Annotated in this window: 16 protein-coding genes and 1 pseudogene; 10 read left to right on the top strand and 7 right to left on the bottom strand. The window is 31.9% G+C overall.

All coding sequences use genetic code 11. The features are described from left to right. Nucleotides 1-107: 107 nt before the first annotated feature. Both AC3WJG_RS26440 and AC3WJG_RS26435 read left to right on the top strand, forming a co-directional pair. A complete protein-coding gene (locus AC3WJG_RS26440; protein WP_016766132.1) occupies nt 108-314 on the top strand; it encodes a hypothetical protein in 207 nt (68 codons plus the stop codon). A gap of 415 nt (nt 315-729) precedes the next feature. Beyond that, the gene (locus AC3WJG_RS26435) at nt 730-1140 is read left to right on the top strand and encodes a hypothetical protein (protein WP_492588894.1); all 411 of its coding nucleotides are present in this window, start codon (nt 730-732) and stop codon (nt 1138-1140) included. A 168-nt stretch (nt 1141-1308) separates the two neighbouring features. Here the strand turns inward: AC3WJG_RS26435 and AC3WJG_RS26430 are convergent. Continuing rightward, nucleotides 1309-1462 (bottom strand): annotated as a pseudogene (locus AC3WJG_RS26430) (HU family DNA-binding protein); the annotation flags it as partial. Nucleotides 1463-1556: 94 nt separating this feature from the next. On the opposite strand from AC3WJG_RS26430, the gene AC3WJG_RS26425 reads away from it, so the two are divergent. Continuing rightward, a complete protein-coding gene (locus AC3WJG_RS26425) occupies nt 1557-1769 on the top strand; it encodes a hypothetical protein (protein ID WP_164798520.1) in 213 nt (70 codons plus the stop codon). A 104-nt stretch (nt 1770-1873) separates the two neighbouring features. Next, complete coding sequence (locus AC3WJG_RS26420; protein WP_492588892.1) at nt 1874-2158, top strand: AbrB/MazE/SpoVT family DNA-binding domain-containing protein; 285 nt, start codon at nt 1874-1876, stop codon at nt 2156-2158. Between the two features lie 21 nt (nt 2159-2179). Here AC3WJG_RS26420 and AC3WJG_RS26415 read toward each other — a convergent pair whose 3' ends face one another. The 4 genes from AC3WJG_RS26415 to AC3WJG_RS26400 form a co-directional block, all read right to left on the bottom strand. Continuing rightward, nucleotides 2180-2824, bottom strand: a complete 645-nt coding sequence (locus AC3WJG_RS26415) for a hypothetical protein (protein ID WP_328174437.1) — start codon at nt 2822-2824, stop codon at nt 2180-2182. 474 nt (nt 2825-3298) lie between these two features. Beyond that, a complete protein-coding gene (locus tag AC3WJG_RS26410; RefSeq protein WP_047751996.1) occupies nt 3299-4201 on the bottom strand; it encodes an Rpn family recombination-promoting nuclease/putative transposase in 903 nt (300 codons plus the stop codon). Between the two features lie 323 nt (nt 4202-4524). Next, nucleotides 4525-4899: a hypothetical protein gene (locus AC3WJG_RS26405; RefSeq protein ID WP_492588890.1), complete on the bottom strand. Its 375-nt coding sequence runs from the start codon at nt 4897-4899 to the stop codon at nt 4525-4527. Nucleotides 4900-4916: 17 nt separating this feature from the next. Then, entirely contained in the window at nt 4917-6098 is a 1182-nt protein-coding gene (locus AC3WJG_RS26400; protein WP_492588888.1) for an Alp7A family actin-like protein, read from the bottom strand. A 352-nt stretch (nt 6099-6450) separates the two neighbouring features. On the opposite strand from AC3WJG_RS26400, the gene AC3WJG_RS26395 reads away from it, so the two are divergent. The 4 genes from AC3WJG_RS26395 to AC3WJG_RS26380 all read left to right on the top strand — a co-directional run bounded on the left by AC3WJG_RS26395 (nt 6451) and on the right by AC3WJG_RS26380 (nt 8362). Beyond that, nucleotides 6451-6594 (top strand): hypothetical protein, encoded by a 144-nt coding sequence (locus AC3WJG_RS26395; RefSeq protein ID WP_492588886.1) that lies wholly within the window; start codon nt 6451-6453, stop codon nt 6592-6594. 151 nt (nt 6595-6745) lie between these two features. Next, nucleotides 6746-6922, top strand: coding sequence for a Spo0E family sporulation regulatory protein-aspartic acid phosphatase (locus AC3WJG_RS26390; protein ID WP_492588884.1), 177 nt, complete (start codon nt 6746-6748; stop codon nt 6920-6922). 204 nt (nt 6923-7126) lie between these two features. Continuing rightward, nucleotides 7127-7780, top strand: coding sequence for a M23 family metallopeptidase (locus tag AC3WJG_RS26385; protein WP_492588882.1), 654 nt, complete (start codon nt 7127-7129; stop codon nt 7778-7780). Between the two features lie 207 nt (nt 7781-7987). Further along, a complete protein-coding gene (locus tag AC3WJG_RS26380; RefSeq protein ID WP_492588880.1) occupies nt 7988-8362 on the top strand; it encodes a L,D-transpeptidase in 375 nt (124 codons plus the stop codon). 152 nt (nt 8363-8514) lie between these two features. On the opposite strand, the gene AC3WJG_RS26375 is transcribed toward AC3WJG_RS26380, so the two are convergent. Then, nucleotides 8515-8649: a Spo0E family sporulation regulatory protein-aspartic acid phosphatase gene (locus AC3WJG_RS26375; protein ID WP_492588898.1), complete on the bottom strand. Its 135-nt coding sequence runs from the start codon at nt 8647-8649 to the stop codon at nt 8515-8517. Nucleotides 8650-9170: 521 nt separating this feature from the next. On the opposite strand from AC3WJG_RS26375, the gene AC3WJG_RS26370 reads away from it, so the two are divergent. Beyond that, nucleotides 9171-10400, top strand: coding sequence for an MFS transporter (locus AC3WJG_RS26370; protein ID WP_492588878.1), 1230 nt, complete (start codon nt 9171-9173; stop codon nt 10398-10400). 192 nt (nt 10401-10592) lie between these two features. Beyond that, nucleotides 10593-11372 (top strand): SDR family oxidoreductase, encoded by a 780-nt coding sequence (locus AC3WJG_RS26365; RefSeq protein WP_492588876.1) that lies wholly within the window; start codon nt 10593-10595, stop codon nt 11370-11372. A 197-nt stretch (nt 11373-11569) separates the two neighbouring features. Here the strand turns inward: AC3WJG_RS26365 and glmS are convergent, their stop codons facing one another. Beyond that, nucleotides 11570-13378, bottom strand: a complete 1809-nt coding sequence (gene glmS / locus AC3WJG_RS26360; RefSeq protein ID WP_492588896.1) for a glutamine--fructose-6-phosphate transaminase (isomerizing) — start codon at nt 13376-13378, stop codon at nt 11570-11572. Between the last annotated feature and the right edge of the window lie 207 nt (nt 13379-13585).

Raw genomic sequence — 13585 nt, 5'->3', positions numbered from 1 at the left:
CTAGTGCGTTTGGGGCCATTAGCATGTTTATAGGGAACACTCACTGGACTTTATTTTAAAGGAATCTGTCTTCTTGTATTGAAAGTGAAAGTAAGGGAGGAATTCATATGAATCCATATGAACAATTACAATTAAACAAAGAAGTAGAAGCGATTGCTAAACAGCGAATTGAAATTCATAAGCAACGGATAAAGTTATCCGAAGAGTTAGAGCAAGACTTTGATAATACAGAGCTTCAAAATAAAATTATTGAGTTAGAAGAAGAAAGTCAAAAACTAAAGAAAAAAAGTGAAGCTTTACAAGCTAACTATTAAACATCCTTTCAGGGTGTTTTTTTAAATCAACGTATTTAAAAAAACTGTGATTTTATTGAAGCTATAGGCGTTAGTATGAACAAATTATAGAGTCACTTATTTTGTTAGCACGTCCAATAAAATTAGAAAACGAAGGAGATTTTACTTTCTTCCCTCGTACCCTTCTAGCTTATTGTAAAATGTCCCCCTTCTTCATACCTACCTCCTTCATATAATGATTAAAAAGAATAATAGACGCCTACCATAGGGTTTGTTATTTTTATCCCAATGTAGGCTACATTCAAAAGAGAGGTACATATCAAGAATATGAGATGTAACGTTGGAATAGCCAATAATGTTATAATAATAAATGAGTTAGTATAAAGGAGTTGGTACTATCAACATAAAAGATCTTATTGACTCAAAAGATTTAGAATTGCCATTTGTCTTTCATTATGACGGAGATTTCGTACGTCAATCAATTAAAAATGGAACGGACGTACTAGAAAGGTATGATTACGTCGAAAAAGTTGAATTAGAGTTACTTCAAGAAACTGGATTTATTGAAGTTTGTGTAGAGGGTTATGGTGGGATGAGAATAGGTGATAAAATTGATGTTTCTGTTGGTAATTTAGAAACTAAAAATGTTACCGAACCATTTGTTTTAGAAAAACTTGATAACCGATTTTACTTTTTAATACCCTTTCATCCTTATTGGGTGAGTACACTGGAAGATGGGGGAATCCTCATATCATATTCTATAAAAAGTGTACTAAATTTGACGACTTATAGTTCTGAAACAGTACGTTTTCATAAAGATATTCTATCTAGCTTAACTGTATATTAAAATAAATGTATTAGCTTAAATCTATTGCTTGTTAATATGTTGTTAGATATGTATCTTTTTAGAAAAAATAAAATAACTTACTGAAATAGTCCTTATATAGAGCAGAACAAGCAGATTCTTAATTATTAAGAGTCTGCTTGTTTTACTTTAAACGTAGCAGTAAATTTTTTATTTAACAGCTTCTTTAAATTCTTTTCCAGCCTTAAAGGCTGGAATCACGATTTGTCCACCTATTTGAGGGTTACGGCCTGTACGTTCCGCGCGTTCACGTACTTCAATCAAATGTACCAAATCCAGCGATTTGAAATTTCTCTTCTTCTGCAAATAGGGGTATCAACCTATGCATTTTCTTTTACAATTCATTATAGTAACCCTTATTATGGTAATAAATTAAAAATAAGGTGGGAGATACTTTTATGAGAGCGAAGATTGAGAAAGCAAACCATGTGGTAATGTTTGAAACGGCTGGTGAATTTTATGCACATGAAGTGACTCAAGGTATTAATGTAGGTTTCTTTGCTTGTCCCTCTTGTGGAGTGAAAGTTTATCATAAACAGGATCATTTCTTTTCCAGTGAACATGAGCGCACATGTATTTATGTACAAGAGCAATTTAAGAAGAAATTCTAAACTTGTACCTTAAAATCTGTTTTATAAAATTTTTATAGGTTAATTTATACATTTATAGTATAATATGAAAGTTATGCTTGTGAACATATAAAAGGAGAATCAGCATGAAGGGACTAAGTACATTAAGAAAAATAGATGCAGTTGGGCGTATAGTAATACCCATTGAGCTAAGAAAGCGAATGGGTATAGATAAAGATGATGAAGTAGAGATTTTATTGGAAGATAATCATATTAAGATAAAAAAATACAAAGAATCTATTCACTGTCTAATCACAGGTGAGATAACATCTCAAAACCGTAGATATGCAAATGGTATAGTTTTAAGTCCATTAGGCGCGGAACTTTTATTTAACGAAATAAAAGACAAGCAAAAAACCTTTGAATCGTAAATTCAAAGGTTTTTTGCTGAATTATTTTTTATGTTGTATACTCTCTAACCAATTTTGGACAGAAGATCCCAAGCTAGTTGCTCCTACTTTTAATTCATCCATAATATAAGAGATCAAATTGTGTAGACTGTACTCTTCTTTATAAGGGTTATTTTTATTAATGAATTTTAACACCTCTTTTAATTCCTTTACTCTTCCCTGGTCCAATTCTTCTTCTAAATGACGAGTCATGTATTCATCAACAAAATCAGAATTCCTGATACTCGCCTCAATTAAGAAAGATGCTGCTAATGCTGGAGAGCAATCTAAAGCATAAGCTAATCGTTTCAGAATATCATACGTTTCTCCATGTCCATCTTTTAAGCGCGTAGAGACACGCTCTTTCTCAATATTCTTGTATAGATGTCTAATTGGCTCTTTGGACATATCTCCCATATACACAGTGCTGCCAAAGCTAAATCCTCTTCTAAAATAATTTGATAGGTAGTCCATTACTTTTGAAGAAGCAAGTCCTGATATACAAATTGATTCAATTACATTTTTTACAGGCGTATTTGTAATGTACGACAATCGATAAACACATTCTTTAAGATCAATTGGAAGTGATGGTTTTACATCTCGTTTTTTGTCACTTCGAATTTTTCTTTTCCTCTCTTCTACTCTCACATAATCACTCCTAAAATCTAAAATTATCTCTAGGACAATGACTTTTTGTACATACCTAAAATATGTATATGGCAGGGGAGGGAGGAGCATGTATATTTTTTTGAGATAGTGGAAAAAACTTATAATACTAGAACATGAGAGGAGTCTTTTGTATGAAAATGACGAAAGAAGAAGCACAAGAAATCGCAAAAAAAATAAAAGAAAACTCTAATAAGTACGGATTACCTGTGAAAAAAAAGAAAAATGCTAGTGCAACTTAAAAGGGGATATATAAGAAAAGGTCTTCAATTTAATAAAAAATATAAGACTTATATTTTCCTACTATAGTACGCAATAACATTTAGTACGCTGCATAATAAATATAAGCTAACTCAATTACAATAAACTTCAAATTAGATGTACTGATAATGAGGAAGTTAAAAAAGAGACTGCCTAACAAATTAATTTGTTAGGCAGTCTCTTTTTTAATTATGATTATTGGTGACGTAATTTATCAATTTCTTCTGGTGTAAGGTTTGTAAATTCAGCGATTGTTTGGGTATCTAAACCCTTTTGAATCATACTTAAGGCCACCTTTATGATCCCTTTCTTTTCGCCTATTTCTTCACCTATTTGTTTTCCTTTTTCTTCTCCAAGTTTCTCAGCTCGTTTTAAAGCTGACTTTTCATCTAATAATGCTTTTCTTCGTGCTTCATATGCTAGTAGCACTTCCGGATCTTGGCTAACACGTTCCCACTCGTCCATTGCTTTCTTTAATACTTGATCTTCTTGCATCGCAATCTCCTCCAATACCTGAGTGATTTCTTCATCTTCGGATGCTTCAAGTAATAATAACCATCGCACAAGTTGATCTTCCCGTGGATCTACCTCTCTGTTACGCCATTTTATTAATAACTTAGGTAGCTCCATAAAGTGAATTTCCAGCATATCCGTTAAGAGTAATTTCTGCTCTCGCTCATATAACTGAAAAGTGGAGTGATAATCATGAATATGAGATAAATAACGGAAGTTCACAATGTTAATGGTAATCGTTTTACAAAGCTCTCCGTAGTCCATGCCTTCTTTCATTTGACTACTGTACATTTTAGACCAGTAATAGAGTGTTCTTTTTTCCATGTCATGTTTGTTATTAAGCTGAATTTCAATATTAACTCGGCTTCCATCCTCTAACTGTGCGTGCACATCTAAAATAGAGCGTTTATCTTCTTGGTTTTCTTTATTAAAATGCGGATCTAATAACTGCACCGTCTGAATTTTTTTATCATCTGGAAAACGGAGTGCTGCGTTCAAAAAAGCAGCTAAAATAGATTCATTTCCATGTGTGCCAAATAGTGATTTAAATGCAAAGTCGACACGCAAATCTAATCGTTTTGTCATAATACCCTCCATCATTTCCATGTTTGTTATTAGTATACCATGACTATACCGATTCCTTCTATCTAACACTTTAGGAGTAATTTTATTATTAATACAGTATCTGTTACACCTAATTAATTATTAATATTCTTCAGAAAAAGAAGTAAGGAGGGGATTTTGAATAAATAGAAGTACTCGTGCTGATTGCTATTGCTCATAAATAAAATCCTCTTTAACATTATGCTTTTAGTCCGATCAGGTTCTTTATCCATATAGAAATACATTAAAAATCAATAGACCATGTAAAGCAAAAAAGCCACTAGAATACCTAGTGGCTTTTTATTTTAAAAATCGCTATACTCTTCCAAATCATCGTCGTCTAAAGAACCAGATACTTGCTCTAAATCTGCAATCTTACCTTCTTTTAAGGTTTGACTTTCTGAAGGCTTGTCTTCTAACTCCTCTTGCTTGATTATAAAGCCATTAGCCTTAGCTAATTGTTTTAATTCCTTCAGTTCTGAATTGATATGTTCAAGAAGTTCTTCTGTTCTGTGACCTGAATCTACTTGGTCGGTAGATGAATGATGAAGGTCCCGAACAATTAAAGATGAAATATAGTCCCCTAATTTTCGAGACTTCGCATATTTTGCAAGTACGTCATAGACTTCATCACTCAATCGGTTAGTCTTAATCGTAAAGGCGTTTTGACGCTCTGACATGGTTATCACCTACGCTGTTAGGATTTAACGGCTTTCTTCTCAGCTTGTTTCTTTTGAAGGTAACCGATGCTTCGGATTTCTAGGCCAAATAAGTTTAAGTGACGGCTATCCTCTGGTACTTTATGATATTTCTCTGTACGTTCTTCGCCAATCTTTTCACTCATGCTTGTCATAATCGCTACTTCTAGTGTTGGAGCGACACCACCACTATATACGTATTTACGGATTTTATTTGCCGGTGGTGGGGCCACATCATTTAACTTCGCTAGTAAAATCTCCACATACTCTTTTAAAGAAGATGTAATTTGAGCTGTTAAATCAATGGCTGCGCCTGTGTTTTCATTTTTTAACTCGAATTTTTGTTTACTATAGTTATCTAAAATAAATTGGTCAAAAGCACGTAAATCGGTAAACAGCTCTGGGAACTTCTCTTTACGTAACTTATCAATATGAGCTAAATAGGGAATACCCTCGATACTTTGGAATGATTCACGGCTATTAGCAGCCTTTAATCCTTCTGGTAAAATGACGACATCAATCGAGCCACCACCGATATCAACCATCACGGTTTCACATTCCACATATTCATTGGCATCTTCACGGTCTTGAAGTGTTAGGTCCTTCTTCAACGCAAAACGCGCGATTTCCCCTTCTTTCAGGCAAGCACTTTCGTCCACAGCTACTTTTAATTCTTTTTCAAACCCTGGGGTATGAATACGGAATGTATGGTCACCTAGGAATCGAGTAGCCATGGCTTTTTGCGCTTCGCCAAACGTACTTTCTTTTTTCAGTAACCAGATTGGTAACATCGTAGAGAAATAGTCAATTTCAATGTTGTTATCCTTTTGATCTTTTGCATGCAACGCATGGTAGTATGCAATAGCAGCCAAAAATGTCACATAAGGAATATGGCTTGTAATTTTGTTATGTAAACGATTGATGTGGTTGTTGGCAAGTTGTTGACTTGCTGCGATGTCACCGACTAAGAAATAACGTTCTTTTTCCTCGTCACCAATTGTTGTAGATAGTAAGATACGCTTTTTAAATTCTTCTGGTGCTGTCACAGCATCTGTAAAGAATGAATCTGCCGCATTTTTTTGTAGTTCTACAACGTTGGTTGGGAAATCAAATAGGTATCCATCAATGATATTCATATCAACGGAGTTTCCACAGTCTTTATTGAAACGTGAAATTTTCATGTTTATACACCTCGTTTTTTAAGTTGAACTTCTGTTGAACTAATTATACAAGAAGAAAGACGGAAATTCAATACTTTAGTTCAACTAATTTGTCTTCAAAAACTTACATATATCAACAATTGTTTTTGTTCAGTTGAACTCATCTTTCTCTCAAAAAAAAGTATTAGAAAAGTTCTTTTTTGAGAATAAGAAGGTCATAAGAAGAGAGAATGCACTAAAAAATAAGCCCCTTAATATAGAAAAAATACATAGCTTTTATAGGTTTAAGAGGAAAATAAAATAACATACAGAACCTATTCTTATCTAGAGAAATAAAATTTGCTACAATAGAGCTAACCGAGGGATTGATTTTATGAATTGTCAAATAGCTCAGCCTATTACTAAATTTTCACATATTCATATACAACCTTCTTTTATCATTATGTTTGGATCTTTTGCAAAAGAAAATCCCGATCAAGAAAGTGATATTAATATTGGTTTTGATGTAAAGTATTAAAAATTAGATGAATTTTATAAATTTCAGTCTAAAAGATACCTTCTCAGAATGCATTGTGCATTTAAGCTGTAGGTATTGATAATTCACTAAAACCCATTTATTTTTATATGTTGAAATGTATTATAAATGAAGTTAATTGGTGATTGTGTAAGTGAAAAAATCTAACTATTTCTTAAAGAAAGCTTTAATTGAGGAAATAGAAAGAGCTGGAGAGCACATGATTAGTTTAGTACTAAAAGAAGGTTTTACAAGTCATAATACAATCTTAGTTAGTCAGTTTCTGGATCGATTATTAAATGAATTAGATAAAATTTCTATGGCAGATTAGCATTTGCTCTTCCTTTTGTTTGAGTAAAGACACTGTAGGTTGTGGGGGAACACCAGTGAAGGGCTTAAATCTTTCTTAAGTAGTTGCACCAGAACCTCCATAATTCTACATAGATTGTATGTTTAATGTAAAATATTATTTTTTGGTAAATTTAGCTTATTTATTACATTTTATATGATAATATGGATAAAAAAGGAGGATACTATGAAAAAAATACTTAGTTTAGTTACATTATTTGTTTTTTCTATGGGGATAGCTTTACCAACGTTTGCAGAGGCTGCTTCTCAAAAGTTAATTCAACCAATTAATAATGCACGAATTACAGCTGGGTACCTTAATACAAAATACCAACAAAAGTTTGGGTTCAAACATTATGGTTGGGATTTAGTTTCAGCAACAAGTGATCGTACAGTTTGGGCAAGTGGTAGAGGTGAAGTTTTAGCCACTGGATATGATAATATCTTAGGAAATACGATTATAGTAAAATATCCTCAAGCATATATTCATAGCACAAAATTAACTAAAGATATTGTAATTCGTTATAATCACCTTGCATCAATAAAAGTAGCAAAAGGTCAAAGCGTCACAAAAGATACGTCTTTAGGGACTTATGGAAACACAGGGAAATATTCTACAGGAGCACACTTACACTTTGAAATCGACACAGATACTGTAAACTATCAATACTCTCCAACTTTAGGTTCAAGTTCTAATATTATCAAAGCAGGTACAGCTAGCACAGTACTTTCACCAAAAAGTGTTTTATACACTAAGAACTCTGCACCAGATAATCAGCAAATCTGGATTTTAGGCGATGGCTATCAATCATCAACTGAAGATAATTTACCTATCTTTTAATAGACGTTCGTTTTTAAACTGTCTTATTTGAGACAGTTTTTTTGTGACGTGGACAGAAGTTTAACCACTTGGATTTTATATTATTTATCCATTTAACATATCAATAATTCTTATCTATTCATAAATGATTTTGACAAAAAAGCATCTTTCTAATTGGAAGGTGCTTTTTTGGTTTCTTATAACAATTTAAAAAAGAGGAGAGTTTTTATGAAATTAATGACTGTTCTTACCTTATTAATGGTTGCATTATGTGGAGTAAATCAGGAGAAAATAGAGGCAGCAAGGAAACCAGCGAATAAAAATGTAATTATTATTAACAAATACTACAACAAGCCTGCTTATTTTCATAAAGACTATATTAACATCGTTGATCCAGTAGTAACGGGGAAAACATGGGATGAAATACCAGTTGGCTTCTTTAAAGTGGTGAACAAGATTAAAAACCGCTCTTACTATACAGGTCATATTCCTGGGGGCGATCCTCGCAAACTATTAGGGAAACGTTGGTTAGGGGTAAATGCAAATGGTACGTATGGCGATACACACGGGATTCATGGTAATAACAATGAAATCAGCATTTGAAAGTACGTGAATCAAGGTTGCGATTACGTATGCCTATAAGAGCTTTGTTGACCTTAAGAGCGTATATGGGTATAAATTTAAAGGCTACCAAGTTGAAAAACAATTAATACCTGAGCAGCATTCCGTGAAAAAATATATGGAACGCTGCTTTTTTAAACATCGCGTTTATTAATATTATGTAATTCATTTAATAAATGATCAATTCTTTTACTTATTCTGATTGTATTCTTACTAGTGAATCCTTCTTTCAATGCTGTTATAATCATAATTTCTCTTGTTATTTCTATCTCTGTAATTAAAGCTTGTTTTCTAATATTTTATACCCCCACGTCTAAAAGTTCACTCATTTACTATTAACATTAATCTTCGCACATAAGTAACATTAAAGAATTTAATTTTATATATCAATGATAAATTTTTTGATTTAATACACTCAGAATTTATAAAAAATCAGTTAGAATAATCACCTTTAATGAAACGCATAAAAAAGGTGTTCTTATCTGACTCTATTTTCATGATTTACTTAATACCTTAATTTATTTTCTATAATTCTCTCTTTGAGGTTAGAACTTTACTAATAGGAATACTATACAGAAAATGATTTATCTTGCTAATCTTAGGGGTTAAATAATCTAAGACTATATTTATGAATTATATGATATTTAAATATAACTAATTTTATAAGAAATATTTTCAAACGATAAGTTATTTTAATTTTAAAGTTGTAAATGAAATTCTAATTTTTCTTTCTTATGATTATAATAAACTACTAAATATCTTTACATATGTCTGAAGGGGGCTAATAGGTATGGTTAGCAATGAAAGTAATCCACCGAATAACAAAGATTTTAAATTCCCTATTTTAACTATTACAGCACTTGTATTGGGGATTTTTGCAGCAGGATCTGAAGAGTTAGTAATTTCACCATTATTATTAGATTTGGCAGATTCTTTTAATTCTACTGTAGACATTATAGGTCTTTCCGTAGGCATCTATGGAATTGCTGTAATTATAGGGGCACCATTGTTTGCCCCTATTAGTGATAAAGTTTCTTACCGTTTAAGTTTATTAATTGGAATTCTCTTATTTTTAGTGGGCACAATTTTATGTACGTTAGCAGGGAATATTGAGGTGTTTTTTCTCGGAAGAGCTATTTCTGGCTTGGCAGCAGGAACTTTTATTCCAACGGCTTACGCTTTTGTAGGAGAACAAATTCCCTATGAAAGTCGCGGAAAAGTTATGGGGGCAATTGTATCAAGTTGGTCATTGTCTTTAATATTAGGTGTTCCATTAGGATCCTTTATAGGAGGAATATTTCATTGGAGATGGTCTTTTGCAGTATTAATTCTTTTAGGAATAACGGTTGCAATGCTTATTTTAATAGATCTCAAAGATAAACATGAAATAAATAAAGTTAAACATAAGGATACTGAAGAACCATTAGTTCGTTCATTTATTAATGCTCTGTCTAAACCTAATGTGTTTTTAATTATTGCTGTTACACTTTGTAATATGTTGGGTTTTTATGGGATGTACACTTATTTAGGAAGTTATATCCGTTCTACCTTATCATTAGGAAATTCTATAACAGGTGCTATACTGATTTTTTACGGGATAGGGTTTGCTACAAGCTACTTTTCTGGAAAATATGCAGATAAGATAGGCAAAAGCTTTTCTCTTATCTTTACTATGGCGACATTAACTGTGATTTTATGGATTATCCCTCATCTAAGTAATTTTTATTGGCTATTCTTCCTTCTCTTATTTTTATGGGGCGGAATGCAAAGTTTGACAGTTACTTTGTTAAGTACAATCTTAAGTAATTGTTCAAATAAATATCGAGGGAGAATTTTGGCTGTCTATAGTTTGACTTCTAATCTTGCAGTCACTCTTGGCTCTGCATTAATGGGTCCAATTTACGTGAATTTCGGCTATAAAATAGTATCTATAGCTTGTGCAGTTATAAGTTTTTTAGGTTTTTTAATTAGTATTAAAGCTTATTATAATCAACGTGATAAACAGCAATCTATTGAATGAATTTAGAGAGCTTTATTTTTTTATTTTATATACCTTAGAAAAGGATGCAAGCTAACGAACTCAAATTTTCAGGTTGTTAATTAGATATTTGTTAAAAATATTTATTTTTAGTAAATATTAGTTATTTAAATGTGCTGGTTAGCAGTATTTGTTGTAAAATAATAGGTGTATGAAATAAATAGGAGTGAGAAAATGATTAATAAACAAGTTGCACTGGTACTTGGAGCAAGTCAAGGAATTGGAAGAGCTGTTGCTTTAGAATTGGCTCAAGAAGGGTACTCATTAATTATTAATGCAAGAAGTGAATCAACTCTAAAAGAATTAATGAGTGAAATCAATGATATTAACCTTGGAAACCATATGATTTTTCAAGGAGATGTAACAGAAAAAAATGTAAGAGATAATTTATTTTTTAAAATAAAAGAAGAATATGGACGATTAGATATTTTAATCAATAATATTCCTGGAGGAGTTCCAGATACATTTCAGAACTATGATCCTAATGTAACTGTTAATGCATTTTCTAAGAAAGCTATAACATACTTTGATTGTATGAAAAATGCTTCCTCTTTGATGGAAAGAAATCAATATGGTAGAATCATTAACCTTGTAGGTAATTTATGGAAAGAACCTACTGGAAATATGTTTACTAATAGTCTAATTAATGCATCTATTATAAATGCAAGTAAAAATATTTCACGTCAACTTGCTGAAAATAAAATTACGGTTAATTGCATAAATCCAGGATTTATAAAAACTGATAGGTATTATAAGTATATCGATAATTTAATAACTAATAATGGAATAAGCAGGGAGGAAGCAGAGGCTGCAGTTGCAGAAGATATTCCATCCAAAAGAGTGGGAGACCCACAAGAAGTTTCATCTTTAATAGCTTATTTATGTTCTGAAAAGGCGGCATACGTTACTGGTCAGCAAATTTCAGTAGATGGCGGTACTCTAAGAAGCTTATAAAAGGATTTATTAAAAAACTCTTTATATTTTCCTTGAGTATAGTTTGTTTAATACATATGATAATTATTTAAACAAATTAATAGTATACGATACTACCATTCAAATAGCCGTAAAGTGTAAACTTTACGGCTATTTAACTAGGTATTTTATAATTAGGTTTTCTATTACGTTTGATTTTTCTTTAATTTATAAATTAATCATTCTACCGTAACAGATTTTGCTAAATTTCTAGGTTTATCAATGTCACAGTCTCTTTCCAGAGCTGCATAATAAGAAATTAATTGCAAAGGTACAACAGACACTAGTGGTGCCAAGTATTTGTTAACCTTTGGGATAATAAATCTATCTTCTGGTGTATCTAAGCCTTCCATCGAGATAATACATGGAATAGCACCACGAGTGACTACTTCCGTAACATTACTTCTAATACTTAAATTGGTTTTTTCTTGTGTATTTAAAGCAATAACAGGGGTATTATTTTCGATTAGAGCAATTGTTCCGTGCTTCAACTCTCCTCCAGCAAAACCCTCAGCTTGTATATAAGAGATTTCTTTTAATTTCAATGCGCCTTCCAATACTACATAGTAATCTAGATGTCTTCCTATAAAGAAAGCGTTTCTTGTGGTTGAAAAATATTCTTTAGAAATTCTTTTCATAATCTCTTTTTCTTCACATATAGATTCAATGACGTTAGATACTACTCCTAAATCGTGCATAAGATTAAAATCAAGTGGAATCTCTTTTTCTTTGGCCACAGTCGCAGCTAAAATAGATAAGACAGTAATTTGTGCTGTATAAGCCTTTGTAGATGCTACGGCAATTTCAGGGCCGGCATGTAGCAATAAAGTATGGTCAGCTTCTCGTGATAGAGTAGAACTTTGCACATTTGTAATGGTAAGGGCTTTATAATTTTGTTGTTTAATATATTTAAGTACAGATCTGCTATCCGCAGTTTCTCCACTTTGAGAAATGAAAATAAATAATGGTTTGGAAGAGAGTACAGGCCTATTGTAAGAAAATTCACTAGCAATATGTACTTCAACAGGTATATTTGACCAATTCTCTAAATACTGTTTACCAATTAAACCAGCATTATAACTAGTCCCGCAAGCTATGATATAAATACGGTCACTTTCTATAACAGAATTAATAATCTCCTTATCAATAGAAAACCCATTTTCGTTTCCCTTATATTCTTTAAGAATTTTTCTTATTATAAAAGGTTGCTCATCGATTTCTTTAAGCATATAGTGGGGATATGTGCCTTTTTCAATATCCTCTACATTTAATTCTATTTCAATTGGATCTCTTTGCATGACTTCAGCATTTAAATTTTTTATAGTAACGTCTTCTTTCTCTAAAATTACAATTTCTTCATCAAATAGTTGTAAGAAACTTTTAGTTAAATGGATCATTGGTAGAGCGTCAGATCCAAAGATGTTAAAGGTACCATCGCCTAGACCTATCAATAAAGGACTTTTATTTTTGGCTACATAGATTTTATCGCTATCTTTACTATCAATTAAAGCAAAAGCATATGAACCTTTCAAAAGGTTTAAAGTTTTTAAAAATGATTTTTCTGTAGTATATCCATCATTTTTAAATTTCTCAATTAAGTGTACAACAATTTCTGTATCTGTATCGCTCTTTAAACCTACACCTTCTAAATGTTCCTTATAAAGTAGCTCATAATTTTCAATAACTCCATTATGAACAAGTGTAAATTGTCCTGATTTACTTTGATGAGGATGAGCATTAATTTTATTTGGTGCCCCATGTGTTGCCCATCGTGTTTGTCCTATACCTACTGCTGATTCTATTGAATAACTAGTTATTTTTTTTAAATCAACTATTCTTCCTTTTTCCTTGAAAATGTGAATACCGTCTTTGTTTGACAAAGCGATTCCCGCAGAATCATAGCCTCTATATTCTAATTTTTCTAATCCATTTAGTAGAAAATCTCTGGCATCATTTGTTTTACCAATATAACCAACAATTCCACACATAAAAAACCCTCCATTGTAATATATTACTTCACGCTCATTTTTCTCTTTGTTCAGAAGGTTACCCCTATGTTTTAAAGAAAAACTTGCAGCTAAGGTGAGTAGCTGGAAGGCATCCGCCGATTTTCGATAATCCTTCATCCTCGTCAACTAAATATATGTTTATTTAGCCCAAGCGCTTTTAAAAAGAAAAAACTTTGATAATTTTAC

The organism is Priestia sp. FW507-14D1A (assembly GCF_058781295.1).
Note: the sequence above shows the minus strand (reverse complement) of the source record. Positions and strands in the feature narration are given on the sequence as shown.

What these genes read in the sequence shown, in the direction of transcription:
- AC3WJG_RS26365 (WP_492588876.1), top strand. Translation starts at nt 10,593, where the DNA reads ATGATTAATAAACAAGTTGCACTGGTACTTGGAGCAAGTCAAGGAATT.
- AC3WJG_RS26405 (WP_492588890.1), bottom strand. Translation starts at nt 4,899, where the DNA reads ATGTCAGAGCGTCAAAACGCCTTTACGATTAAGACTAACCGATTGAGT.
- AC3WJG_RS26425 (WP_164798520.1), top strand. Translation starts at nt 1,557, where the DNA reads ATGAGAGCGAAGATTGAGAAAGCAAACCATGTGGTAATGTTTGAAACG.
- glmS (WP_492588896.1), bottom strand. Translation starts at nt 13,378, where the DNA reads ATGTGTGGAATTGTTGGTTATATTGGTAAAACAAATGATGCCAGAGAT.
- AC3WJG_RS26420 (WP_492588892.1), top strand. Translation starts at nt 1,874, where the DNA reads ATGAAGGGACTAAGTACATTAAGAAAAATAGATGCAGTTGGGCGTATA.
- AC3WJG_RS26380 (WP_492588880.1), top strand. Translation starts at nt 7,988, where the DNA reads ATGAAATTAATGACTGTTCTTACCTTATTAATGGTTGCATTATGTGGA.
- AC3WJG_RS26385 (WP_492588882.1), top strand. Translation starts at nt 7,127, where the DNA reads ATGAAAAAAATACTTAGTTTAGTTACATTATTTGTTTTTTCTATGGGG.
- AC3WJG_RS26395 (WP_492588886.1), top strand. Translation starts at nt 6,451, where the DNA reads ATGAATTGTCAAATAGCTCAGCCTATTACTAAATTTTCACATATTCAT.
- AC3WJG_RS26410 (WP_047751996.1), bottom strand. Translation starts at nt 4,201, where the DNA reads ATGACAAAACGATTAGATTTGCGTGTCGACTTTGCATTTAAATCACTA.
- AC3WJG_RS26400 (WP_492588888.1), bottom strand. Translation starts at nt 6,098, where the DNA reads ATGAAAATTTCACGTTTCAATAAAGACTGTGGAAACTCCGTTGATATG.
- AC3WJG_RS26370 (WP_492588878.1), top strand. Translation starts at nt 9,171, where the DNA reads ATGGTTAGCAATGAAAGTAATCCACCGAATAACAAAGATTTTAAATTC.
- AC3WJG_RS26440 (WP_016766132.1), top strand. Translation starts at nt 108, where the DNA reads ATGAATCCATATGAACAATTACAATTAAACAAAGAAGTAGAAGCGATT.